Below are 23,717 nucleotides of genomic sequence, written 5' to 3'. Positions count from 1 at the left end.
CACAATAGGTAATGCTGCCGCCTTTCGGCGCGTCGGGGTTGACGTAGTTGAAATGATCATAGTCGGCCGGCAGCGCCGGCTCGCCCTGCATGGCAAGCGCGTGCACCGGTTCCGACAGGGCCGGCTGCAGGGAAAGGCCGACAAACAAGATTGCGGCGATCAGCCAAACGACAACGCGGCCCATGACCGTCTCCTTCCCGATTCGATGCGCAGCATACATGAGCCGGTCGTGCACCGGCCAACCCCTTGAGCCTATCCCTTGGCCAAGATTCGCGAGACCCGGGCTGGATTCGGCACCGCTTGCAGTGTAACACGCCGTCCGAAGTCATTCTGTTGCCTCATTTCGGCAACAGGTAGCTGGACCACACGGCATGAAAAAAGCCGGTTCCGGGATCATTTGAGAGGAATGCACGACATGACGAGCCTGAACAGCAACGCGTACCGCCTGTCGGTCATGGCCGCTGGCGTGGTCGGCATTCTGGGCGCCGGGATTCCCGCTGCTTCCGCGCAGCAGCAACAGCAGATTCCGCAAGGCTGGTTCAAGGCCTGCACCAAGCAGGAAGACGTCGACATCTGCAATGTCCAGAACATCACCACCGCCGGCAACGGCCAGCTCATCACTGGCGTCAGCCTGATCGAATTGAAGGGCAAGGTGAACCGCAAGGTGTTCCAGGTGACGGTTCCGACCGGCCGTCTCGTTCCTCCCGGCATCGGTCTCCAGATCGACGGCGGCAAGGCGCAGAAGCTCGACTATGTGATCTGTTTTCCGGATCGCTGCGTGGCGGAAGTGCCGCTGAGCGATCAGCTTGTCGCATCCTTCAAGAAGGGATCGGCGCTGACGCTCACCTCGGTCAATTTCCAGAACCAGCCGAACCCGATCAAGATTGCGCTGACCGGCTTCAGCGGCGCCTTCGACGGCCCGCCGCTGCAGCAGTCGGATATCGAGGACCGGCAGAAGAAGCTCCAGGAGTTCGTCGCCAAGAACAATCAGGACTTTGCCAAGAAGCTCAAGGAAGAGCAGGAAAAGGCGAAGGCCGCCAACTAATCGACGGGTTTTCGAACAAAACAAAAAGCGGGGTTCATGCCCCGCTTTTTTATTGAATCGGCTGATTGTCGGGTCCAGACTTGTCTCAAGCCTGTCCGAGCCCAGCCAGATCCCGACTAAGTCAATGTCTCAATTGGTGCTTCGGCTCGTAGCGCCCGTCCGGCTTCTTGTCGAACATTTCACCAATCTGCGGGTGCCGGACCGGTTCGCCCGACCGGTCCTCGAGTAAATTCTGCTCGGACACATAGGCGATGTATTCCGTTTCGGAATTCTCGGCGAGCAGATGATAGAAAGGCTGGTCCTTGCGCGGCCGCACGTCAGCGGGGATCGCCTCGTACCATTCGTCAGTATTGGCGAATTGCGGATCGACGTCGAAAATGACGCCGCGGAACGGAAACAGCCGGTGCCGAACCACCTGTCCGATCGAGAATTTGGCTGTCTTCATCGCACTCACCACTTGAACTTCTTGAACGCCACGCATCCTGGAACACGCAAGGAACGCTCCAGGACTTTAGATTCTTACGCACCGGTCCGGCAAAGACTGGCCCAGACCTTAAGGTCGACATCGTCATTATTTGGCGCAGACGCCGCGGCAATTCAATCCCGATCCCCTTGATGCCGGGTTGAGCATCGCGAGATGCGGATCAAGGGCGGTGGCCAAGATCGCTATCGCTCAGCCGGTTTTCGCAATCCGCCAAAAAACGCCGCAAAACCGCTGCCGGGTCGAAGACCCTCGCGCATGAAAAACGCCCGTAACGGCGCAAACCCCTCAAGCGCGCCCAGGCCAGCGCTGCGCACCATCTGAGCCGGCAGCATATCGGAAAGCAACGACATGTTGAGCAGGTTGACCGCGCTGCTGCGCGCCAGAATGTCCGGCCGCCGCTTGAAATCATAGGCTGCAAGCGCCTTGGCGGCGCCCGGGTCCGAGCGGTTTCTGCTTGCGGCACCAATCAGGTCGTCGATGTCCCGGATGCCGAGATTGAGGCCTTGCGCGCCGATTGGGGGAAACACGTGGGCGGCTTCACCGACAAGTGCCACGCGGCGATGCGCAAACCGCCACGGGCTCACCGCTGAAAGTGGGTAGATCTGCCGGCCGGGCTCAACCGACACGCGGCCCAACATCGATTGCATTCGCTGTTCGACCCGCGTCGAAAGCTCGGCGTCGTCGAGTGCTGCAAGGTCCTTGGCGATATCGGGTTCGAGCACCCAGACAAGGCTGGACCGGTTGCCGGGCAGGGGAACCTGTGTGAACGGACCGGTCTCGGTGTGGAATTCGGTCGAGGTGAAGGCATGGTCGCTGCGGTGACCGAAATTGAGCACCAACGCCGCCTGCGGATAGGATCGGATCGAGGTCCGGATGCCGGCTGCCTCGCGGGCCGGCGACTGACGGCCATCGGCGGCAACTGCCAACGATGCCTCAACCTCGCTGCCGTCGGCGAGAACGGCATGGGCATGGTCGGCATCGAGGCGCCATGCCTCCACCATCGACTTTCGCCATTCGATGCCCGAATGCGCGACAGCCTCGGCTAGCGTGCGGTTGAGAACGCTGTTGGGCAAGTTCAGCCCGAATTGCTCTTCGTTGATCTCGCTGGCACGAAAAGTCACTGTCGGGCTGCGGATCAGCCGGTTGGTTGCGTCAACGATGCGCATCACCTTGAGTGGCGCTGCATGCGGCCTGATTCCGTCGAAGATCCCTAGCCGTTCGAACATCTTCAGGGCAGGGTTCATCAAGGCTGTCGTCCGGCCGTCGAGGCCGGCTGCCTCGGGTCCGACGAGCGTCACGGGAAAGCCCGCCTCGGCAAAGCTAAGCGCCGCGATCAGCCCCGCAGGGCCGCTGCCGGCGACCAGTATCCGTGCTGTTTCCCGATGGTTCAAATTCGGCTTCCGGATTGCGAGGTGAGGCCCGTCCGACCTGCTGGTCCATATAGGTCAGGTGATGCGGCTTGATCAACGCGGCGATTCGGCCCATTCGGTTGCCATGACCGGCCAACAAGACGATTTCAGCCATCTCGACGGCACCGGCCGCGCGATGGCGAGCGTTGCGCGCAGCCCTCAACTGACCGTGAGCGTCGTTGCCGGCATGGGCATCGCCCTTGCCTGGCTCCTTCTCGGCGCAATGGCAGTTCGGGGGGCGGTGAGCCGGCTCCCGGGCGCTGATGTACCCGGCGACGCCGTGCTGGAATACCTGCCGCAACTGCCGTTGCCGGATTTCCTTGCGCGTTTCTTCGCCCTTTGCCTTGCGCCGGCGCCGCTTCGCGCAAGCGTAGGCGCGCAAGGCGGGGCACTCACCGCGATGTGGCTGTTGATGGCCATCGCGACCATGCTGCCCTCCGCGGCGCCGATGATCCGCACCTATTGCGAGATCGCAGATACCGCCAGGATCAAGGGGGAACCCGTTGCCCATCCGCTGATCCTTGTCGCTGGATATTTGAGCGTCTGGCTTGCCGCCTCGGCAATATTCGCTGCCCTGACGCTCGCAGTCCATGCATTCGTGTCATCCGGGCAGATGCTCGATCCGCTGCTTGGAATTGCCGGAGCAGCCGCGCTGTCGATCGCTGGTCTCTATCAGTTCAGCTGGCTGAAGGAAGCCTGTCTGGAGAAGTGCAGAAATCCGTTCTCGGTCCTGTTCGCCAACTGGAGCGCCAAGCCCATTCGCATTTTCCGGCTCGGTATGGAGCAGGGCCTGTGGTGCCTTGGATGCTGCTGGGCGCTGATGCTGGTAATGTTTGCCGTCGGTGTGATGAACGTGTTCTGGATGGCGCTGATCGGCTTGTTCAGCCTGGTCGAAAAACAGACGGCAGGCAATCTGCCGACGCGGCTGGGCGGTGCGATACTGCTTGTCTGGGCAGCCGCGCTACTAGTAGTCTCGGCATGAGGGGGAGAATTCGATGACAGATCAAAACTGGGCAATGAAAGGAGAGCTCATCCTTTCCTGCAATTGCACGGTTTTTTGCCCTTGCGTTCTGTCGCTCGGCAATCATCCGCCTACGGAAGGCTATTGCCAAACCTGGGCGGGGTTCCGGATCGATGCCGGCCATTTCGGCGAGGTCGACCTGTCCGGTCTCAATCTTGGGCTGGTCATGGAAATCCCCGGTTATATGAGCCGCGGCAACTGGACGGCGGGCCTGTTCATCGACAAGCGCGCCTCGGTTTACGCAGTGAAGGGACTGACGAAGATATTCACCGGCAAGGCCGGTGGAACCACATCGCTGCTCTCCATCCTGGTCGGACAGTTCCTCGGCGCCGAGCAGGTGCCGATCACCTACGACACGCGTGAGAAAACACGCATCTTTCAGATACCGAAGATCATCGATGGTGCGGTGACACCAATCACCGGCAAGGATCGCGACAAGGATACGGTCATCAGCAATTCGGAATACTGGATTGCGCCGGAAATCATCGTCGCCAAATCCGACAAGAGCAAAATGCGGGCCTTTGGCCGCAACTGGAACTTTGCTGGCCGTTCGGCCGAAATCTGCAAGCTGGACTGGCGGGGCCCGTGAGCAAGAAGACGACGGCCAGGAAAATCGCCGACCGGATTCCGCGGCCGAAGAAGAAAGTCACATGGCCTCAGGCGCGGGCGTTCTCGGTCCATCTCTTGACCGCGTCGGGCTCATTCCTGGCGTTTCTGTCGCTAGTGGCAGCAAGCGAGCAGCGCTGGACGGCGATGTTCTGGTGGCTGGGGCTGGCGCTTTTCGTCGACGGCATCGACGGGCCGATCGCCAGGAAGCTCGATGTCAAGGAAATCCTGCCGACTTGGTCGGGCGAACTGCTCGACAACATCATCGATTACGTGACCTACGTGTTGATTCCGGCCTTCGCGCTCTATCAGCGCGGTTTCATGGGCGAGCGCCTGTCGTTCCTGTCGGCGGCGATCATCGTGGTGTCGAGCGCAATCTACTATGCCGATACCGGCATGAAGACGAAGGAGAATTTCTTCAAGGGCTTTCCGGTCGTCTGGAACATGGTGGTGTTCACGCTGTTCGTCATCGAGCCCGGACAATGGGTTTCTTTCGCCGTGGTCGTGGTGGCCGGCATTCTCACCTTCGTGCCGATCAATTTCATCCATCCGGTGCGGGTGAAGCGGCTGCGGCCAATCAATCTCGGCATGACGCTGCTTTGGTGCGCTTTCGGCGCGCTGGCGCTGGCGCAGGCCGCACTTGCCTCCTTCTACGACCAGATCGGCGTGCTGGGCGAGCAGGTCAGCGATTTCATCAAGTTCGGGATTACGTTCACCGGGCTTTACCTCGCCTGCATCGGCGCTATCATGCAGTTCTTCCCAAATCTCGGCGCCAAGCCGGATAAGAAAGCCTGATCCCAAGAGAGCCAGAAAATGTCCAAAGCGATCCGCATCCATGCCCATGGCGGCCCGGAGGTCCTGACCTATGAGGATGCCGATCCCGGGCAGCCGGGCTCGGGACAGATCCTGGTCAAGCATACCGCGATCGGTCTCAATTTCATCGACGTCTATTATCGCTCTGGCCTTTATCCGCCGCAGGGCGGATTTCCGCTGGTCCCTGGCGGCGAGGCGGCCGGCGTGGTCTTGGATGTCGGCTCGGATGTCGACTGGCTCAAACCCGGCGATCGCATCGCCTACGCCGTGACGACCGGCGCCTATGCTGGGCAGCGCGTGATCGCCGCCGACCGCGTGGTGAAGGTGCCGGACGGAATCAGCGACGAACAGGCCGCAGCCATGATGCTAAAGGGCATGACCGCCGAATATCTGTTGCGCCGTACATTCAAGGTGAAAGCCGGCGACACGATCCTGTTTCATGCGGCGGCCGGCGGTGTCGGGCTGATCCTCGGCCAATGGGCCAAGCATCTCGGCGCGACAGTGATCGGCACGGCGAGTTCCACCGACAAGATCGAGCTCGCCAAGGCGCATGGCTTCGACCACGTGATCAACTATCGCGAACAGGATTTCGTGGCCGGCGTTGCCGCTGTCACCGGTGGCAAGAAATGCGACGTTGTCTACGATTCAGTCGGCAACGACACATTTCCAGCCTCGCTCGATTGCCTGCGGCCGCTCGGCACTTTCGTCAGCTTCGGTCAATCGTCTGGGCCGATCCCGCCCTTCAGCATCTCGTTGCTGGCGCAGAAAGGCTCGCTGTTCGCAACGCGGCCGACGCTGTTCGTCTATAATGCCAGGCGCGAAGACCTCGAGGCTTCCGCCGCCGCCTTGTTCGGTGTGGTGCTCAGCGGCGCCGTCAAGATCAAGATCAACCAGCGTTACGCGCTCAGCGAGGCCGGCAAAGCGCATTCCGATCTCGAAGGGCGCCGGACCACCGGGACAACAATACTTATGCCTTAGGCGCCCGCAGTTTCGGGCCGCCGACGCCGCCGTTCTTGCGAACTGCTCTTTACCGCTTGAGTTTCCGCTGAAATTCTTGAAGCTCTTTCAAGTCGTGAGGCGCTTACCGTAGAGAGCAGCCCGCGCATACGATGCTTGCGGGAACACAGAACATGTCTGGCAAACCAGATGGAGGCACCGTGAGTGCAGATCAGGACGGCGCAAACCTGCTTGAGGTTCGCGGCCTCACAAAGATATTCGGCACGTTGACGGCGTGCGACCACGTCGATCTCAACATCGCCAAGGGCGAGATCCATGCGTTGCTTGGCGAGAACGGCGCCGGCAAGTCGACCCTGGTGAAAATGCTGTTTGGATCGCTGGAACCGAATTCCGGCGAGATTTTCTGGAATGGCCAGGCGGTCAGGATCACCAGCCCCGGCACCGCAAAAAAGCTCGGCATCGGCATGGTTTTCCAGCATTTTTCCCTGTTCGAAGCGCTGACGGCGGCTGAGAACATCGCGCTGTCGCTGGATGACGGCTCGCCGATCAGCACGATCGCGGCCAAGGCGAGGGCGCTCTCCTACAGTTACGGCCTGCCTCTCGATCCGCTATCGCTGGTCGGTGATCTGTCGGTCGGCGAGCGTCAGCGTATCGAAATCATCCGCTGCCTGCTGCAGACGCCGCAACTCATCATCCTCGACGAACCAACTTCGGTGCTGACGCCGCAGGAGGCCGATAAGTTGTTCGAGACGCTCGAACGGCTGCGTTCGGAAGGAAAGTCCATCCTCTACATTTCGCACCGGCTGGAAGAGGTCAAACGCATCTGCGACCGCGCCACCGTGCTGCGTCACGGCAAGGTGGTCGGCCATTGCAATCCGCGCCAGGAAACCGCGTCTTCGTTGGCGCGGATGATGGTCGGCAACGAGGTGCTGGCCGTGGTGCGGGCGCCGGCCGAGGGTATCGAAACCGCGCCGGTGCTGCTTCAAATCCGCGAACTCACCCGCAAGCCGGCGACCCCGTTCTCGATCCCGCTCAGGAACATCAATCTTGAAGTCCGCGCCGGCGAGGTGATCGGCATTGCCGGTGTCGCCGGCAACGGCCAGGGCGAATTCTTCGAATCCGTTTCCGGCGAGGTGCTGCAGCAGGATGCCGGCTCGGTCCGCATCCGCGGCAAGGATGCCGGCGGCCTCACCATCACCGGCAGGCGTCTGATGGGCGCTGCCTTCGTCCCGGAAGAGCGGCTCGGCCATGGCGCAGCACCGCGCATGAAGCTTTCGGAGAACCTGCTTCTGTCGCGCCACGCCACCGATGGCAAGATGTTTGTCGGCGCCGGTGGAATGGTCAAGGGCGATGCGATCCATACCGCTGCCCAGCGCATCATAAAGGCGATGGACGTGCGCAAGAGCGCGCCGGATCCGGAAGCTGCGGCTCTTTCGGGCGGCAATCTGCAGAAATTCATCGTCGGCCGCGAACTCGACCGCCGGCCGAGCGTCTTGGTGGTCAATCAGCCGACCTGGGGCGTCGACGCGGGTGCGGCGGCCCACATCCGCCAGGCGCTGATCGAACTGGCACGCAGCGGCTCGGCGGTGCTGGTGATCAGCCAGGACCTCGACGAGCTGTTCGAGATTTCCGATGCGATCACGGTCATGCACAATGGCGAACTGTCGAAGCCGCTGCCGATAGCTGAAGCGACATTCGAGAAGATCGGGCTGCTGATGGGCGGCGCCGAACCCGGTCATGCCGAACATACGCTGGAGACGGCCTGATGCGCCTCGAACTTGTAAAACGCCCGCAGCGCTCGATGCTGTTTTCGGCACTCTCGCCTTTCATCGCTTTCGTTTTGACGATCATTGCCGGTGCCATCATGTTCGCGCTGCTCGGCGTCAATCCGTTGACTGCGTTCCGCATCTACTTCATCGAACCGATCAGCCAGGTCTGGCAGCTGCATGAGCTGGCGATCAAGGCCGCCCCCCTGATCCTGATCGCGGTCGGACTGTCGGTCTGCTACAAGGCCAACATCTGGAACATCGGCGCCGAAGGCCAGTTCATCCTGGGCGGCATTGTCGGCTCGATCATCCCCGTGCTGTTTCCGCAGTTCGAAGGCCCATTGGTGCTGCCGCTGATGCTTCTGCTCGGCATGGTCGGTGGGGCCGCCTATGCTGCAATCCCGGCACTGCTGAAGACGCGCTTCAACACCAACGAGATCCTGACCAGCCTGATGCTGGTCTATGTCGCCCAGCTCTTCCTCGATTGGCTCGTACGCGGGCCGTGGCGCGATCCGCAGGGCCACGGTTTCCCGCAGACCATCCAGTTCAACGACTCGGCCATACTGCCGGAACTCCTCCCGGAATCCGGCCGGGCAAACTGGGGATTTGTCTTCGCGCTGATCGCGGCGATACTGATCTGGATCCTGATGAGCCGTATGCTGAAAGGCTTCGAGGTCCGCGTGCTCGGCTCAAGCCCGAGGGCAGGGCGCTTCGCCGGGTTTGGCCTTAACCGCATGGTCTTCTTTGCCTTCCTGCTGTCGGGCGCACTGGCCGGACTTGCAGGGATTTCGGAGGTCTCGGGAGCCATCGGACAATTGCAGCCGGTGATCTCGCCCGGCTACGGATTTACCGCTATCATCGTGGCATTTCTCGGCCGGCTCAATCCGCTCGGCATCGTCGCCGCAGGCCTTGTGCTGGCGCTGACCTATCTGGGCGGCGAGGCAGTGCAAAGCGCGCTCGGCATCTCCGACAAGGTGGCGCGCGTGTTCCAGGGCATGCTTTTGTTCTTCGTGCTCGGCTGCGACACGCTCATCCATTACCGCATTCGCCTGACCGGCTTTTCCGCGCCGAAGCTCGAGGCAGCGCCGAAGTTGGAGGAAGCCCGCTGATGGACATCACCGTCAACATCCTCTTGACCATCGCGACGGCGGCGACGCCGCTGCTGATCGCGGCGATCGGCGAACTGGTGGTCGAACGTTCGGGTGTGCTCAATCTCGGCGTCGAAGGAATGATGATCATGGGTGCCGTCGGCGGTTTCGGCGCCGGCTATCTCACCGGCTCGCCTTGGATAGGGCTGTTGGCGGCAATCACCATGGGGGCAGTGTTCTCGCTTCTGTTTGCCGTCATGACGCTGTCGCTGGCCACCAATCAGGTGGCCACCGGCCTGTCGCTGACACTGCTCGGCCTCGGCCTTTCCGGCATGATGGGAACGAATTTTGTCGGCCAGCCCGGCGAAAGGCTGCCAAACCTCGATATTCCCGGCCTGACCGCAATCCCCGTCGTCGGCAGGCTGCTGTTCGGCCAGGATCCAATCTTCTACATCTCGATCGCGCTGACCGCCGCCGTCATGTGGTTCCTGTTCAAGACCCGCACCGGGCTCACGCTGCGCTCGATCGGCGACAGCCATGCATCCGCCCATGCGCTTGGCATCCACGTCATCCGCTACCGCTATCTCTCAGTGATTTTCGGCGGCGCTTGTGCCGGCCTCGCCGGCGGTCACCTATCGCTGGTCTACACACCGCAATGGGTGGAGAACATGACCGCCGGCCGCGGCTGGATCGCGCTGGCTCTGGTCGTCTTCGCCTCCTGGCGGCCATGGCGGGTGCTGGCCGGCGCCTATATTTTCGGCGCGATCTGGGTTGGCCAGCTTCACGTCCAAGCCATAAATCTGCAGGACTTCGTCGACGCGCCCTGGTTGCTCTACAAGTTAATTGCGTTCTTAAAATCGTTTCCCTCGCAACTGCTTTCTTCGCTGCCCTATCTGGCAACCGTCGTGGTTCTCGTTCTAATCTCGCGCAACAAGCGTTTGACGATGATGAACACGCCGGCCTCCTTGGGCCAGCCATTCGTTCCGGATCGTTGACAGCAAAAAGACGGAAGCTCCAAGGCTTAACTCAGAGAGGTAACACAATGAAAAAACTGCTTATTGCCCTGATGGCGACGACGGCCGCATTGTCGCTGGCGGCCTCAGCCGAGGCGGCGGACAAGCTGAAGGCGTGCTGGGTCTACACCGGCCCGATCGGCGATTTCGGCTACTCCTACCAGCACGACCAAGGCCGCCTCGAGGTGGAAAAGGCACTCGGCGACAAGGTCGAGACCGCCTATCTCGAAAACGTCTCCGAAGGCCCCGATGCCGACCGCGCCTTCGAGCGCCTGGCGCGCGAGGGATGCAAGATCATTTTCGGCACGTCCTTCGGCTTCATGGACCCGGAAGTGAAGATCGCCAAGAAATTCCCCAAGGTGATGTTCGAGCACGCCACCGGCTACAAGACGGCCGAAAATCTCGGCATCTACAATGCGCGTTTCTACGAAGGCCGCTACGTGCTTGGCCAGATCGCCGCCAAGCAATCGAAGTCGGGCGTCGCCGGCTACATCGTTTCCTTCCCGATCCCGGAAGTGGTGATGGGCATAAATTCCTTTATGCTCGGCGCACAGTCGATCAATCCGAACTTCAAGGCGAAGATCGTGTGGGTGAACTCCTGGTTCGATCCGGGCAAGGAGGCCGATGCTGCCAAGGCATTGTTCGACCAGGGCGCCGATATCATCGTCCAGCACACCGACTCGACCGCTGCCTTGCAGGTGGCGGAGGAGCGCAAGCTGCACGGCTTCGGGCAGTCCTCCGACATGATCAAGTTCGCGCCGCACGCGCAGCTGACCTCGCTGACCGACGAGTGGGGTCCCTACTACATCAGCCGCGTCCAGGCGGCGCTCGACGGCACCTGGAAGCCCGACAATGTCTGGCTCGGCATTAAGGACGGCGCCGTCAAGCTGGCGCCGTTCACCAACATGCCCGACGACGTCAAGGCGATGGCCGAAGCCACCACCAAGAAGATCGCCGACGGCTGGAACCCCTTCACCGGGCCGATCGCCAAGCAGGACGGCACACCTTGGCTGAAGGAGGGCGAGGTCGCCGACGACGCCACGTTGCTCGGCATGAATTTCTACGTGAAGGGCGTCGACGACAAGCTGCCGCAGTAGGTGGTCGGAAACATATCGAACGAAAGGGCGCCACGCGGCGCCCTTTTCATTTTGGACGGAATATCAGACTGCTGAGCCGTAAAGGTCGTAAGCGTCGGCGCGCTCGATCTTAATCGTGACGATGTCGCCGGCGCGCAGTGGCCGCCGCGACTGGATATGGACCGAACCGTCGATTTCGGGCGCGTCGTATTTGGTCCGGCCCTTGGCCGAATTGCCATGCGCCTCGTCGATCAGGACCGGCAGGCGCTTGCCAATTTTCTTGGTTAGCTGCGTTGCCGAAATCTTCTGCTGGCGCTGCATGAAGCGGTGCCAGCGGGCTTCCTTGATCTCCTGCGGCACTTGCTCGAGGCCGAGCTCGTTGGAGCGGGCGCCTCTGACCGGCTCGTATTTGAAACAGCCGGCGCGGTCGATCTTGGCCTCGTCCAGCCAGTCGAGCAGCATCTCGAAATCGTCATCCGTCTCGCCGGGGAAGCCGACGATGAAGGTGGAGCGGATGGCAAGGTCCGGGCAGATGTCGCGCCAGCCGCGAATACGCTCGAGCGTCTTTTCGCCATGAGCGGGCCGGCGCATGTTCTTCAGCACCTGCGGCGAGGCGTGCTGGAACGGAATGTCGAGATAGGGAACGATCTTGCCTTCGGCCATCAGTGGGATGACGTCTGCGACATGCGGGTAGGGATAGACATAGTGCATGCGCACCCAGACACCGAGCTTGCCCAGTTCTTCCGATAGATCGAGGAATTTCGCCCGCACTTCGCGATCGCCGAACATGCTGGTCTGGTATTTGATATCGATGCCGTAGGCGCTGGTATCCTGCGAGATGACGAGGATCTCCTTGACCCCGGCCTTGGCCAGCTTCTCGGCTTCGCGCAACACGTCGGCCGCCGGCCGCGATACGAGGTCGCCACGCAGCGCCGGGATGATGCAGAAGGTGCAGCGGTTGTTGCAGCCTTCCGAAATCTTGAGATACGCATAGTGGCGCGGCGTGAGCTTGACCCCTTGCGGCGGCAAAAGGTCGATGTGGGGATCATGGCTCGGGGGGGCAGCCTCATGCACCGCCGCCATCACGCTTTCATAAGCTTGTGGTCCGGTGATGGCGAGGACGTTCGGATGTCTTTCACGGATGACGTCCGGCTCGGCGCCGAGGCAGCCGGTGACGATAACTTTGCCATTCTCCGAAAGTGCGGAGCCGATGGCGTTGAGCGATTCATCGCGAGCCGAATCGAGGAAGCCACAGGTGTTGACGACGACCAGGTCGGCGCCGTCGTGCTTGCGGGCGATCTCGTAGCCTTCGGCGCGCAGGCGGGTGATAATGCGCTCCGAATCCACAAGGGCTTTCGGGCATCCAAGGCTGACGAAACTGACGCGAGGGGCGGACATCTAAGCTTTTCCGGATTTTCAGGAGTGGCGGCGCAGTATCACACTTGTCGCGGCATTGGTATGGGCAGCGGCTGCGGCGAAACGCAACCGCCAGCGTCGCCGAAGGCTCGCCGAAGCTGAAAGGCCGACCGATGAGAATTCGAGTCGGCGTGTCAGCTCACCGCACTGCTGACATGCGGCAAGACTTCCACCGCGCCCCGGTAGATCATATCGAGTGCGACATAGAAGATGATCAAAAGGCCGATATAGGCGATCCAGCGATGGCGGTGCAGCAGCTTGGCGATGAAGCTCGCGGCAAGGCCCATCAGCGCGATCGACAGGACGAGGCCTATCACCAGCACCTGGAAGTGATCGCGCGCCGCGCCGGCGACCGCCAGTACGTTGTCGAGCGACATCGACACGTCGGCGATGACGATCTGCAATGCCGCCTGACCCAAGGTCTTCTTGCGCGCCTTGCCGGCCACCATATCATCCCTGTTGATATCGGAATTGGACAGCGCTTCGGTCGCCTCCACCTCGTCGGCATACGACGTGCGCAGCTCGCGATACATCTTCCAGCACACCCACAGCAGCAAGATGCCGCCGGCCAGCAGCAGGCCGACAATCTGTAACAGGGTGACGGTGATCGCAGCAAAACCGATACGCAGCACCGTCGCCGCCACCACGCCGATGAGGATCGCTCTCTTGCGCTGCTCGACCGGCAAGCCCGCCGCGGCCAAGCCGATGACGATGGCGTTATCGCCTGCAAGCACGAGGTCGATGGCGATGACCTGGAGCAGGGCAGAGAAGCCCGCGGCAGTGAAAATTTCCATCGACTGGAAGTTCCTTGCTGGTTGGCCAACTGTTCGCGTCGAATGCCTGGAGGGCCTAACGTGTATGGTTCCCGCGCGTCAAGGGACTGGTTGGAACAAGGTCGGCAATATACAGAGTTTGCGACGATCGGCCCGAAACACCGGCAAAATGCGGCCACAGGTCGCGAATGCCTAGTTATAGAGGTTGTATTTGGGCCAGTCGCTTTCCGGAATTTCATCACCGATCCGGTAGCGCAGCTGCAGGACTTCCATATGGTCCGGCGCTGTCTCGCATTTGAATTTCAGCCGGTACCATTGTCCCTTGCTGCGAAACGCAGCACCCGGGCTCTTGATCGCATCGGCGCCCATTTCGGGCGTCGCAAAAGCGTAGGCGACGACACGATCGGCTTTGTATTTGTGGTCGTCGCGGGTAATCCGGTCGAGAATTTCGGCGTCGCATCGCTGCTCCAGCCGGGTTTGCGGATCGAGTTTCAGCAGGCCGGCGCGCAATGCGCTGTCCATTGCGCTGGCCGGCCAAGCCACTATCGTCCATGCGAGGACCGCAGAAAATAGTTTATTCATAGGCGGGAGAAGCACCATATTCGGACGGAGAAATCAACCCGACGAAGCGCGGCTGCGCGGCGGGTGACAGTCTTCGCTTTGTGGCAGGTTGTTGATTACGCAATAGTATCACCGGTACTTTGGTATCGTTGCCACGATCAGCACCTGTCGCATTTCAGCGACGCGAGAGGTGGTGCGCTGCATGGGGCAGAGCGGCGGTTCTCCCCGAAGCGGACCGGCCTGTTAGACCCAGGCAGTCGAGAATCCGACGAGCGGAAAACTCGACGTCATGCCTGCAGGATTGAAGAAATTGGCCGGATATGGCGGAGGGAGTGGGATTCGAACCCACGGTGGGCTTGCACCCACGCCGGTTTTCAAGACCGGTGCCTTAAACCGCTCGGCCATCCCTCCAAGGTGATTTTTCAATCACTTAGGATATCGCGAGAGGAGCGGGTTCGAGCTGTCGGTACCGGATTGGCACCAGGACGTTCCCCGACCGGTTCGCGCTCCATTCCTGTAAAGCCGCATTCAACGCCAAGTCAACCGTGGCGGCCGCACCTTTCGGCGCGATCCAGGACGGTGAGCAGCGTCATGGCGAGCTGTGTTTGTGCTGAGTGTGGAAAATCGTTTTTAAAACCCGCACGGACTATTAATCGTTGAGCGCTGATATGTGGAGCGCATTAGGCACATGTAAGTAAATCGTATTCTGGAGTTGATTTTGGCCGTACTTGGCGCTCTCCCGCCCGGTCTTCGCTGTAGACCAATCCGCGAAACCGACTGGGAGGGAGTGGTTGATTGCCTGTGCAGGGGCTTTCCGGCGCGTAACCGGAGTTACTGGATACACGCTCTGACCCGTTTGTCGCAGCGTCCTGCGGTTGCCGAGTTCCCACGATATGGCTTTGTTTTGGAGCATGCCGGTCGGATCGTCGGCGTTGTGCTCACCCTTTATGCTCGCTACCAGGGGCCAGAGGGCGACGAAATCCGCTGCAATCTTTCAAGCTGGTCAGTCGATGCAGAATTCCGTCCTTATGGCGCCATGTTGGTTGTGGCGGTTCTCAAGCGGAAGGACGTGACCTACACGAACATTTCGCCGGCACAAGCGACATTGAAAGCCAACCGGGCGCTAGGCTTTCGGCTCTTCTCCAGCGGACAATTTACCTTCTTGCCGGCTTTAAGTTTGACGCAGCGGTCATGTCGCGTAGTCGAAGTGCGTCCCGATCTCCCGGAATTGGCGATGCTGCCCGAGAGTGAGAGGTACATACTCTCGGAACACGCCGCGCTGGGCTGCCTGTCGTTGATCTGCATTTGCGACGGAGCAGCGTTCCCCCTGGTATTGATGCCGCGCCGAATGTTGCACGGTGTTATCCAGTGCCATCAGGTCATCTATTGCCGCTCGCTTGCGGATTTGAGCCGCTGCGCCGGTGCGATGGGGCGCTTTCTCTTGCGAAGCGGAATCCTGGTTTGCTTTGTCGACGCCAAGGAGCCGATTCCAGGTTTGGTGGGATGGTACCGGCCCAACAAGGGGCTGAAATACTTCAAAGGTCCCAGACCACCCGCACCTGGAGATCTGACGTTCACCGAACTTGTGATATTCGGTCCCTGAATCTGCGCTCGCAGACACGCCAAGCCAGGGGCAAAGTGCGCCACGAACGGCGTTTCTGATCGATAAGCGATGATTTTCATGCCGATCAGCGAGGCGGTCCGTGCCACAATCTCGCCCGGTTCCGACCACAATCGGTTAATACGGTGATAAACAATTCCTGCGCACAAAAAGGATTGGGGTAGGGCGTCGCCGGCGTTTCTGGAGTGGGTGCTTTGGCATCGCTGACGTTCATGCTGCGGTGCCTTCGTCGATGCTATAGGGGATAATCAAAATATGCAGACCACGGCGCGCCCGCGTCTTCGTCGCGCTTCCGCTTTCGCGCTGTTTGCCTTGTCGGCAGCCTTTCTTGCAGCATGTGCCGGGCCGCAGCAAAAGGCGATGGTCAACAAGAAACCTCGCTCCAAGGAATATTTTTCCGAAGCCGAATACGGCGTGAAAGCCAGCCCGCGCGTCATGTTCAAGACGTCTCGCGGACGCGACCAGCTCGGCAAGCCCTATCAGGTGCGCGGCAAGTGGTATTATCCGAAGGAAGACAAACGTTACGCCAAGGTTGGCCTCGCATCCTGGTACGGTGAGGCCTTCCACGGCCGGTTGACCGCCAACGGCGAAGTCTACGACATGGCAGATCTGACGGCGGCGCATCCGACCATGCCGCTGCCGAGCTATGCGCGGGTCACCAACATGAAGACCGGCAGCTCGGTGATCGTGCGCGTCAACGACCGCGGACCCTATCATGATGGACGCATCATCGATGTGTCGAAGCGCGCTGCTGAAATGCTCGATTATGCCAACATCGGTACGGCCGAGGTGAAGGTCGAATATGTCGGCCGTGCGCCGCTCGAAGGCAATGACGGGCAGTATCTTGTGGCTTCGTATCGTCCAGGCAACAGGGCGCCGGATCCGTCGGACGGCCTGCCCAGCGGTGTCATGGTCGCGATGAATGGGCCGTCGCCAAGCCTGCCGGTGAGCGCTGCTGCCGTGCCGTTCCCCGGTCAGCTGACGAATTCCGGGCAGGGATCCGATGCAGGGCCTGTCATGGCAGTGCAAGCATCTGCTTTGGGAGACATTGTACTGCCCGATTTCGGCCCGATCGCGCCGGAGCGCCCGGAGATCAACCTGCCGGCGCAATCGCCGTTCACCGTGGCGTCGCTGTCTTACGCGGACGAGCGCGTGCAACGCGCCTCCAACGCGTTTGCCGAGCTGGATGGCGCCGGCATGTCGCCCGCCGAAATTCTTCAATCGTGGAAGCGGCAAGCTCCTCCAACCGGGTCGCCCACGGACTATGTCGCGGCGGGTTCGTTCGAGAATGCCGCCGAAGCGGAGCGTGTGGCGGCCCAGCTTTCCAGCTTCGGCAAGACCGAGATCCAGCGCTCGGAACTTGAAGGCAAGGACTGGTACTCGGTCAACCTCTTTGCCGACGGTCGTGGCAGCCTGGACGAGATGCTGCAGGCAGCGTGGTCGCATGGTGCGCCGGATGCGCTTGCTGTACGCAACTGAGCTCGGGGCTGCCTGGTTTTTTCGCGCGCGATTGATCCGCCAGGCAAAAGCCTGATAGCTTCTGCCAACTTGCAAAAGCGCCGGCTCACTGGTCGAACCTGATGAAATCTTTTCACCCTTTCACCGGGCTTATGGCGCTCGGCCTGCTGCTGCTCTCGCTTGCGCCGGCCTCAGCACAGCTTTTCGAGACCAAGGCCGCGCAGGCCTTCATGATCGATGCCGAAACCGGAACCGTGCTGTTTTCCAAGGACGCCGACAGGTTGATTCCGCCGGCCTCGCTGGCCAAGCTGATGACGATGGAAGTGGTTTTCGACGCCATCAAATCAGGGCGCATGACGCTCGATGATACCTTCGTGGTGAGCGAGAACGCCTGGCGCAAAGGCGGCGCTCCTTCGGGGACATCGACCATGTTCGCCAAGCTCAAGTCGACGATCCGGCTGGAAGACCTGATCCAGGGCGTGACCGTGCAGGCGGCCAATGACGGCTGTATCGTCATTGCTGAAGGGATGGCCGGGTCCGAAGCAAACTTCGCAGCGCAGATGACCGGGCGTGCCCGCCAGATCGGCTTGCAGAAATCGACTTTCGTCAATTCCACCGGTCTGCCGGCCGATGAGCAGCAAACGAGCGTTCGCGAACTTGCGCTTCTGGCGCTGCATATCTGGCGCAACTACCCGGATCTCTACCGCTATTACGGCCAGAAGGATTTTACCTGGAACAAGATTTCCCAGAGGAACCGCAATCCGCTACTGGCCATGGACATAGGCGCCGACGGGCTCGCGGTCGGTGCCAGCGAGCAATCCGGGTTCGGCATTGTCGGCTCGGTCAGCCACAACGGCACAAGGGTGATCGCGGCGATGAGCGGCCTGGCAAACGACCGTGAGCGTGCTGAGGAAGCGCGAAAGCTGCTCGACTGGGGCGTTCGCTCCTTCGAGAAGACTGAAGTATTCGCCAAGGACGAAGTGGTTGGCGAAGCCCAGGTCTTTGGCGGCGCCAAGTCCGGTGTCGCGTTAAAGGCAAAAGGACCGGTGCAGATCTTCCTGCCGATCACCAACCGCGACAAGCTCACCGCCAGGATCGTCTATGACGGACCGGTGGCAGCGCCGGTGGAGGAGGGGCAGCCGGTGGGTACGCTGCGCGTCTGGATCGGCGATACGCTGAGCCAGGAGACGCCGCTGTTTGCCGCCGAGTCGATCGGTGTCGGTTCGCTGCCGCAGCGCGCGCTCGACGCCGCCAAGGAACTGGCCGTCGGCTGGCTGCGTTAGCACCGTCGCGGTGGACCTTTTTTCCCGCCGGGACTATACGGTCCCCGAAGTATGGACAAAGGCTTTGGCGCGCGGATTTTTCATCACTTTTGAAGGCGGCGAAGGAGCAGGCAAGTCGACGCAGATCGAGCGGCTGGCAAAGAAGATGCGCGCCAAGAAATACGATGTGCTGGTGACACGTGAGCCGGGTGGCTCGCCGGGCGCGGAGGCGGTCAGGCATGTCCTGCTTTCAGGCGCAGCCGAGCCGTTCGGCCCCAAGATGGAAGCGCTGCTTTTCGCCGCTGCGCGTTCCGACCATGTCGAACAGGTCATCCGGCCGGCAGTCGAGCGCGGTTCGGTCGTGCTTTGCGATCGTTTCATGGATTCCTCGCGCGTCTACCAGGGCGTGACCGGCGGCCTCGACCCGGCATTCATGGACGCATTGGAGAAGGTCGCCATCAACGGCATGGTGCCGGACATGACACTGATCTTCGACATCGACCCCGCCGAGGGCCTGAGGCGCGCTACCGCCCGGCGGGGCAGCAGTGACGGACCGGACCGCTTCGAGAAAGAAACATTGGCCATCCACCAACGCCGGCGCGAGGCGTTTCTCGCGATCGCCTCAGCTGAACCCGAACGCTGCGTTGTCGTCGATGCCTCAGCCGACCTAGATGCGGTGGAGGATGTCGTTACCGCCGCGGTGTTCGCGGCTCTCGAGAGGATGATGCCGGCACAAAGAAGGCAGGCGGCGCCAGCATGATTTTCGAACGCATCGCGCCCGAACAGCACGATACGCTGGACGGGGTGCCCGAGCCATCCGAGACGCCGCGTCTTGTCGGTCACCTGCAGGCGGCCAACATGCTCGCCACCGCTTACCGCTCGGGAAAGCTGCCGCACGCACTGATCTTTGCCGGACCGGTTGGCATCGGCAAGGCGACGCTGGCCTTTCACCTGGCGCATCATCTGTTGAAGCACCCGGCCTTCGAGCGGGCGCCGGAAAGCCTTGCCGTTCCAGATCCGGCTTCGTCGCTGTTTCGACAGATCGCCACCGGCGCGCATCCTTCGGTGCTGCATCTTACACGCCCGGCGAACGACAAGACCAAGAGCTTCAAGACAGTGGTCACGGTCGACGAAATCCGCAAGGTCAGCCGTTTTCTGTCGCTAACCTCGCACGACGGCAGCTACCGGGTGGTTATCGTCGATCCCGCCGACGACATGAACACCAATGCTGCCAATGCCTTGCTGAAGAATCTTGAAGAGCCACCCGCGCGCACCTTGTTCATCCTCATCGTCCATGCGCCGGGCAGTCTGCTGCCGACGATCCGGTCGCGCTGCCAGATGGTGCGGTTGGCGCCGCTCGATGCCGAGAACTTGATGACGGTTCTGGAAGGCATCGAGCCGCCGCCACCGGAGGATCCTGGGGCGCGCGCGGCGCTGGCGGAGCGGGCAGGGGGCAGCGCGCGCAATGCGATCCTGTTGACGCAGTATGGAGGGCTCGAAATCGCCGCCACCCTCGACGCCCTGGTCATGTCCAAGAAGATAGATGTCGCAGGCGCCTACCGTCTTGCCGAGGCGGTCGCCGGCCGCGACCAGGCAATCCCGTTCGAGATATTCAATCGCCGCGCGCTTGATCTGCTGTCGGCCGGCGCCAGCCAGGCCGCGCTCGCCGGCGATCTCGCGCGGGCCAAAACGCTGTCGGATACTTGGCACGAGGCTTTGAACGCTATATCTGAAACCGAGACCTACAATCTCGACAAAAAGCAGCACGCCCTGACCATGATCGACCGCCTGAATTCTGCAATGCGAATGTGACGGCCGCTGGCGTGGCTTTGAAGCCCCTGAGTATTGATCCCAATCAATCGCAGGAACTTCGAAGCCACCACATTGGCGTCGGATGGCAATTGCCGTTTCGATGCGATATCTCACCGCGACATCTTTCATTCAGACATTCATGACGGCTCATCCATGGCACGCGAAAAATACTACGTCACGACGGCTATTTCCTATCCGAACGGCAAACCGCATATCGGCCATGCCTACGAGTTGATTGCCACCGACGCGCTGGCCCGCTTCCAGCGGCTCGACGGTAAGGACGTGCTCTTTCTCACCGGCACCGACGAGCACGGCATAAAGATGCTGCAGACGGCGAAGAGAGAAGGTATTTCAGCGCGCGAGCTGGCAGACCGCAACTCGGCCGATTTCGAGCGCATGGCCGTCGCGCTCGATGCCTCCAACGACGATTTCATCCGCACCACGGAAAAGCGGCACTACAAGGCCTCGCAGGCGATCTGGAAGGCGATGGCCGCCAATGGCGACGTCTATAAGGGCGGCTATGCCGGCTGGTACTCGGTGCGTGACGAAGCCTATTACGGCGAAGAAGAGACCGAGGTGCGTGCCGACAATGTCCGCTATGGGCCGCAGGGGACGCCGGTCGAATGGGTCGAGGAAGAGAGCTACTTCTTCCGGCTGTCGGCTTATCAGGACAGGCTCCTTGCACTTTACGAAAACCAGCCCGATTTCGTCGGTCCTGCCGAGAGGCGCAATGAGGTGATGAGCTTCGTCAGGTCCGGCCTGAAGGACCTATCGATCTCGCGCACCACGTTCGACTGGGGCATCCCGGTGCCGGGCGACGAGAAGCATGTGATGTATGTCTGGGTCGACGCCTTGACCAACTACATCACCGCCGCCGGCTATCCGGATCCGGCCAATGAGAGATGGTCGTTCTGGCCGGCAAACGCGCACGTCATCGGCAAGGACATCGTCCGCTTCCACGCGGTCTACTGGCCGGCTTTCCTGATGTCGGCTGGCATCGAATTGCCGAAGCGCGTGTTCGCGCATGGTTTTTTGTTCAACCGCGGCGAGAAAATGTCGAAGTCGGTCGGCAACGTCATCGACCCGTTCGCGATGATCGAGCACTACGGCCTCGACCAGGTGCGCTATTTCTTGCTGCGCGAAGTGCCGTTCGGCCAGGACGGCAGCTACAGCCATGATGCGATCGTCAACCGCACCAATGCCGACCTTGCCAATGGCCTCGGCAACCTGGCGCAGCGCTCGCTGAAGATGGTCGCCAAGAACTGCAGCGGCGCGGTGCCAAAGCGCGGCGAACTGACCGAAGCCGACAGCGCCATCCTCGACCAAGCGGTGGGGGCACTCGCCGTCGCGCGAAAGGCGATGGCGGATCAGGGCATCCATTTGGCGCTGGCGGCGATCTTCGGAGTGGTGGCCGAAGCTGACCGCTATTTCGCCTCTCAGCAACCCTGGGCGCTAAGCAAAAGCGATCCAGAGCGTATGAAGACAGTTCTGTGGACGACGATCGAAGTCGTCCGGCGCGTGACGCTGCTCTGCCAGCCCTTTGTTCCGGGGTCGGCTGCTAAGCTGCTCGACCTGCTGGCGGTGCCGGCAGACAACCGTGACTTTGCGCATGTCCACGCCGACTATGCGCTGGTGCCCGGCACGGCATTGCCCGCGCCGGAGGCGGTCTTTCCGCGTTACGAAAAGCAGGACGCGAACGCCTGATGCTGGTCGACAGTCACTGCCACCTCGACTTTCCGGATTTCGCCGAAGAGCGGACGGCCATTGTCGCCCGCGCCCTAGCGGCCGGCATCGGCCGAATGGTGACGATCTCGACGAGGGTGAAGCGATTTAACCAAGTGCTTGAGATTGCAGAGACTTTCGATGAGGTCTATTGCTCGGTCGGCACCCATCCGCATAATTCGGCCGAAGAGCTTGATGTCACTGTCGATGATCTGGTGCGGCTCTCTGCTCATCGCAAAGTGGTGGCGATTGGCGAGGCCGGACTCGACTATTTCTACGATCATGCGCCGCGCGACGCACAGGCGCAGGGCTTTCGCACCCACATCGCCGCGGCGCGCGTGACCGGTCTGCCGCTGGTCATCCATTCGCGCGACGCCGACGACGACATGGCTGATATCCTCGAAGAAGAAACGGGGAAGGGCGCCTTCCCCTTCATCCTGCACTGTTTTTCGTCGGGGCGCCGGCTGGCCGAGATCGGCGTGGCGCTCGGCGGCTACGTCTCGTTTTCCGGCATCCTGACCTTCAAGAACTCCGCCGAGCTGCGCGCCGTCGCCGCCGATGTGCCGCGCGACCGTCTGCTGCTCGAAACCGACGCGCCATACCTTGCGCCAATCCCGTTTCGCGGTAAGCGTAATGAGCCCGCCTATGTCGCGCATACAGCCAAGGTGCTGGCCGAGACGATCGGCTTCAGCGAGGCCGAGATCGCTAATATCACCACGGATAATTTCTTCCGGCTGTTTAGGAAAATGCCGCGCCCGAGCGCGCCGGGCGCCTGACGCATGAGCGACCGGTTACGTCTTACCGTCCTCGGCTGCGGCTCATCGCCGGGCACGCCACGCATCACCGGCGACTGGGGCAATTGCGATCCCGCGGACCCCCGGAACCGGCGCACGCGCACCGCAGCGCTCGTCGAGCGGATCGCGGCGAGTGGCGCCCGGACCACGGTCGTCATCGACACCGGCCCGGATTTCCGCGAGCAGATGCTGCTGGCATCGGTCAAGCGCATCGATGCGGTGGTCTATACACATCCGCATGCCGACCATATCCACGGCATCGACGATTTGCGCGGCTTCGTGCTCGAGCAGCGCCACCGGATCGACATCCATGCGGATCAGGCTACCATGCTGCGCCTACGCGAGGCGTTCCGCTACTGTTTCGAAACACCGAAAGGCAGTTCGTATCCGCCGATCGTCAACGCCCATATCATCGACCACCACAGGCCGGTGGTGATCGCAGGCGAGGGCGGCGCCCTCACCCTCGAACCGCTGCTGCAGCTCCATGGCGACATCACCTCGCTGGGTTTCCGCATCGGCGGGCTGGCCTATTGCCCTGACGTCAGCGACTTTCCGGAGGCGACCGCCAAGCGTTTGCGCGGGCTGGACATGCTGGTCATCGACGCGCTGCAATACACCATCCATCCGAGCCATCTGTCGCTTGGCCAGGCGCTTGGCTGGATCGAAAGACTGGCGCCGAAGAACGCGGTGCTGACGCATATGCATGTGCCACTCGACTACGCTACGGTAATGGCCGAGACGCCGGCCAACGTCGAGCCTGCTTATGACGGCATGACGATCGAAATCCCTTACGAATCAGCGTGAAAGACTAAGTTTTTACGGCCTGGGTTCCCGAGTTGGATCTCGCGAGGTGCTATCTTCACGTCACATCCAATCGGCCATGCCAGTTCCATAATCTATCTTATGCGACTACGCCTTGTAGCAGCTAAGTTAAAATGTCCGGATCTGGCAAAGTAGGAATGTCGCTCCTGCCTTGCCAATCTGCCCGCATTTGAGAGCGCGGGAGATTGCAGATTGGGA

At 61.2% G+C, this 23,717-nt stretch carries 22 protein-coding genes, 1 tRNA gene and 1 pseudogene; 17 read left to right on the top strand and 7 right to left on the bottom strand.

The features are described from left to right. Positions 1-184 (bottom strand): annotated as a pseudogene (locus tag NKI54_RS34475) (ABC transporter substrate-binding protein); the annotation flags it as partial. A gap of 231 nt (positions 185-415) precedes the next feature. Between NKI54_RS34475 and NKI54_RS34470 the strand changes: the two are divergent. Then, the gene (locus NKI54_RS34470; protein WP_352448908.1) at positions 416-1,045 is read left to right on the top strand and encodes an invasion associated locus B family protein; all 630 of its coding nucleotides are present in this window, start codon (positions 416-418) and stop codon (positions 1,043-1,045) included. Positions 1,046-1,166: 121 nt separating this feature from the next. Here the strand turns inward: NKI54_RS34470 and hspQ are convergent, their stop codons facing one another. Continuing rightward, a complete protein-coding gene (hspQ, locus tag NKI54_RS34465) occupies positions 1,167-1,490 on the bottom strand; it encodes a heat shock protein HspQ (protein ID WP_023675043.1) in 324 nt (107 codons plus the stop codon). Between the two features lie 221 nt (positions 1,491-1,711). After that, positions 1,712-2,920 carry a UbiH/UbiF family hydroxylase gene (locus NKI54_RS34460; RefSeq protein ID WP_352636710.1) on the bottom strand — a complete coding sequence of 403 codons (1,209 nt, stop codon included), beginning with the start codon at positions 2,918-2,920 and terminating at the stop codon, positions 1,712-1,714. Between the two features lie 103 nt (positions 2,921-3,023). On the opposite strand from NKI54_RS34460, the gene NKI54_RS34455 reads away from it, so the two are divergent. The 8 genes from NKI54_RS34455 to NKI54_RS34420 all read left to right on the top strand — a co-directional run bounded on the left by NKI54_RS34455 (position 3,024) and on the right by NKI54_RS34420 (position 11,299). Then, entirely contained in the window at positions 3,024-3,920 is an 897-nt protein-coding gene (locus NKI54_RS34455) for a DUF2182 domain-containing protein (protein WP_352694269.1), read from the top strand. 13 nt (positions 3,921-3,933) lie between these two features. Continuing rightward, on the top strand, positions 3,934-4,548 hold the full coding sequence (locus tag NKI54_RS34450) for a DUF1326 domain-containing protein (RefSeq protein ID WP_352636708.1): 615 nt from the start codon (positions 3,934-3,936) through the stop codon (positions 4,546-4,548). Positions 4,549-4,583: 35 nt separating this feature from the next. Continuing rightward, complete coding sequence (gene pcsA / locus NKI54_RS34445) at positions 4,584-5,360, top strand: phosphatidylcholine synthase (RefSeq protein ID WP_502896505.1); 777 nt, start codon at positions 4,584-4,586, stop codon at positions 5,358-5,360. Positions 5,361-5,378: 18 nt separating this feature from the next. After that, positions 5,379-6,356: a quinone oxidoreductase family protein gene (locus NKI54_RS34440; protein ID WP_352636707.1), complete on the top strand. Its 978-nt coding sequence runs from the start codon at positions 5,379-5,381 to the stop codon at positions 6,354-6,356. A gap of 152 nt (positions 6,357-6,508) precedes the next feature. Next, on the top strand, positions 6,509-8,101 hold the full coding sequence (locus NKI54_RS34435) for an ABC transporter ATP-binding protein (RefSeq protein ID WP_502893792.1): 1,593 nt from the start codon (positions 6,509-6,511) through the stop codon (positions 8,099-8,101). Then, positions 8,098-9,210, top strand: a complete 1,113-nt coding sequence (locus NKI54_RS34430) for an ABC transporter permease (RefSeq protein WP_352636755.1) — start codon at positions 8,098-8,100, stop codon at positions 9,208-9,210. Before NKI54_RS34435 ends, NKI54_RS34430 begins: the two co-directional genes overlap by 4 nt. Beyond that, positions 9,210-10,184, top strand: a complete 975-nt coding sequence (locus tag NKI54_RS34425; protein ID WP_352448916.1) for an ABC transporter permease — start codon at positions 9,210-9,212, stop codon at positions 10,182-10,184. Before NKI54_RS34430 ends, NKI54_RS34425 begins: the two co-directional genes overlap by 1 nt. A 47-nt stretch (positions 10,185-10,231) precedes the next feature. Next, positions 10,232-11,299, top strand: coding sequence for a BMP family ABC transporter substrate-binding protein (locus tag NKI54_RS34420; protein ID WP_023675052.1), 1,068 nt, complete (start codon positions 10,232-10,234; stop codon positions 11,297-11,299). Between the two features lie 63 nt (positions 11,300-11,362). Here the strand turns inward: NKI54_RS34420 and rimO are convergent, their stop codons facing one another. The 4 genes from rimO to NKI54_RS34400 form a co-directional block, all read right to left on the bottom strand. Further along, positions 11,363-12,676, bottom strand: a complete 1,314-nt coding sequence (gene rimO / locus NKI54_RS34415; RefSeq protein ID WP_352636705.1) for a 30S ribosomal protein S12 methylthiotransferase RimO — start codon at positions 12,674-12,676, stop codon at positions 11,363-11,365. A 152-nt stretch (positions 12,677-12,828) separates the two neighbouring features. Further along, positions 12,829-13,488 carry a TerC family protein gene (locus NKI54_RS34410; protein ID WP_352568620.1) on the bottom strand — a complete coding sequence of 220 codons (660 nt, stop codon included), beginning with the start codon at positions 13,486-13,488 and terminating at the stop codon, positions 12,829-12,831. Between the two features lie 171 nt (positions 13,489-13,659). Beyond that, a complete protein-coding gene (locus NKI54_RS34405; protein WP_352456770.1) occupies positions 13,660-14,067 on the bottom strand; it encodes a DUF930 domain-containing protein in 408 nt (135 codons plus the stop codon). Positions 14,068-14,349: 282 nt separating this feature from the next. Beyond that, positions 14,350-14,439, bottom strand: a tRNA-Ser gene (locus NKI54_RS34400). Positions 14,440-14,746: 307 nt separating this feature from the next. Here NKI54_RS34400 and NKI54_RS34395 point away from each other — a divergent pair. The 8 genes from NKI54_RS34395 (at position 14,747) to NKI54_RS34360 (ending at position 23,501) form a co-directional block, all read left to right on the top strand. Beyond that, complete coding sequence (locus tag NKI54_RS34395; protein ID WP_352593883.1) at positions 14,747-15,631, top strand: GNAT family N-acetyltransferase; 885 nt, start codon at positions 14,747-14,749, stop codon at positions 15,629-15,631. Positions 15,632-15,904: 273 nt separating this feature from the next. Further along, entirely contained in the window at positions 15,905-17,128 is a 1,224-nt protein-coding gene (locus NKI54_RS34390; protein WP_352593882.1) for a septal ring lytic transglycosylase RlpA family protein, read from the top strand. A 131-nt stretch (positions 17,129-17,259) separates the two neighbouring features. After that, complete coding sequence (locus NKI54_RS34385) at positions 17,260-18,390, top strand: D-alanyl-D-alanine carboxypeptidase family protein (protein WP_352593887.1); 1,131 nt, start codon at positions 17,260-17,262, stop codon at positions 18,388-18,390. Positions 18,391-18,454: 64 nt separating this feature from the next. Next, positions 18,455-19,129 (top strand): dTMP kinase, encoded by a 675-nt coding sequence (tmk, locus tag NKI54_RS34380; RefSeq protein WP_352448921.1) that lies wholly within the window; start codon positions 18,455-18,457, stop codon positions 19,127-19,129. Then, positions 19,126-20,181 (top strand): DNA polymerase III subunit delta', encoded by a 1,056-nt coding sequence (locus NKI54_RS34375; protein ID WP_352636704.1) that lies wholly within the window; start codon positions 19,126-19,128, stop codon positions 20,179-20,181. Before tmk ends, NKI54_RS34375 begins: the two co-directional genes overlap by 4 nt. Positions 20,182-20,334: 153 nt before the next feature. Further along, on the top strand, positions 20,335-21,885 hold the full coding sequence (metG, locus tag NKI54_RS34370) for a methionine--tRNA ligase (protein ID WP_023675060.1): 1,551 nt from the start codon (positions 20,335-20,337) through the stop codon (positions 21,883-21,885). Further along, entirely contained in the window at positions 21,885-22,679 is a 795-nt protein-coding gene (locus tag NKI54_RS34365; RefSeq protein ID WP_352694267.1) for a TatD family hydrolase, read from the top strand. The genes metG and NKI54_RS34365 overlap by 1 nt, the downstream gene beginning before the upstream one ends. A gap of 3 nt (positions 22,680-22,682) precedes the next feature. Continuing rightward, positions 22,683-23,501 (top strand): MBL fold metallo-hydrolase, encoded by an 819-nt coding sequence (locus NKI54_RS34360; RefSeq protein WP_352694265.1) that lies wholly within the window; start codon positions 22,683-22,685, stop codon positions 23,499-23,501. Positions 23,502-23,717 lie beyond the last annotated feature (216 nt).

Source organism: Mesorhizobium sp. M0663 (assembly GCF_040320585.1).
Lineage (GTDB): Bacteria > Pseudomonadota > Alphaproteobacteria > Rhizobiales > Rhizobiaceae > Mesorhizobium.
This window is presented reverse-complemented; position numbering and strand designations above follow the sequence as displayed.

What these genes read in the sequence shown, in the direction of transcription:
- NKI54_RS34390 (WP_352593882.1), top strand. Translation starts at nt 15,905, where the DNA reads ATGCAGACCACGGCGCGCCCGCGTCTTCGTCGCGCTTCCGCTTTCGCG.
- NKI54_RS34420 (WP_023675052.1), top strand. Translation starts at nt 10,232, where the DNA reads ATGAAAAAACTGCTTATTGCCCTGATGGCGACGACGGCCGCATTGTCG.
- NKI54_RS34375 (WP_352636704.1), top strand. Translation starts at nt 19,126, where the DNA reads ATGATTTTCGAACGCATCGCGCCCGAACAGCACGATACGCTGGACGGG.
- NKI54_RS34470 (WP_352448908.1), top strand. Translation starts at nt 416, where the DNA reads ATGACGAGCCTGAACAGCAACGCGTACCGCCTGTCGGTCATGGCCGCT.
- NKI54_RS34360 (WP_352694265.1), top strand. Translation starts at nt 22,683, where the DNA reads ATGAGCGACCGGTTACGTCTTACCGTCCTCGGCTGCGGCTCATCGCCG.
- rimO (WP_352636705.1), bottom strand. Translation starts at nt 12,676, where the DNA reads ATGTCCGCCCCTCGCGTCAGTTTCGTCAGCCTTGGATGCCCGAAAGCC.
- NKI54_RS34450 (WP_352636708.1), top strand. Translation starts at nt 3,934, where the DNA reads ATGACAGATCAAAACTGGGCAATGAAAGGAGAGCTCATCCTTTCCTGC.
- NKI54_RS34440 (WP_352636707.1), top strand. Translation starts at nt 5,379, where the DNA reads ATGTCCAAAGCGATCCGCATCCATGCCCATGGCGGCCCGGAGGTCCTG.
- NKI54_RS34385 (WP_352593887.1), top strand. Translation starts at nt 17,260, where the DNA reads ATGGCGCTCGGCCTGCTGCTGCTCTCGCTTGCGCCGGCCTCAGCACAG.
- NKI54_RS34435 (WP_502893792.1), top strand. Translation starts at nt 6,509, where the DNA reads ATGTCTGGCAAACCAGATGGAGGCACCGTGAGTGCAGATCAGGACGGC.
- metG (WP_023675060.1), top strand. Translation starts at nt 20,335, where the DNA reads ATGGCACGCGAAAAATACTACGTCACGACGGCTATTTCCTATCCGAAC.
- NKI54_RS34410 (WP_352568620.1), bottom strand. Translation starts at nt 13,488, where the DNA reads ATGGAAATTTTCACTGCCGCGGGCTTCTCTGCCCTGCTCCAGGTCATC.
- hspQ (WP_023675043.1), bottom strand. Translation starts at nt 1,490, where the DNA reads ATGAAGACAGCCAAATTCTCGATCGGACAGGTGGTTCGGCACCGGCTG.
- NKI54_RS34425 (WP_352448916.1), top strand. Translation starts at nt 9,210, where the DNA reads ATGGACATCACCGTCAACATCCTCTTGACCATCGCGACGGCGGCGACG.
- NKI54_RS34405 (WP_352456770.1), bottom strand. Translation starts at nt 14,067, where the DNA reads ATGGTGCTTCTCCCGCCTATGAATAAACTATTTTCTGCGGTCCTCGCA.
- NKI54_RS34365 (WP_352694267.1), top strand. Translation starts at nt 21,885, where the DNA reads ATGCTGGTCGACAGTCACTGCCACCTCGACTTTCCGGATTTCGCCGAA.
- NKI54_RS34455 (WP_352694269.1), top strand. Translation starts at nt 3,024, where the DNA reads ATGACCGGCCAACAAGACGATTTCAGCCATCTCGACGGCACCGGCCGC.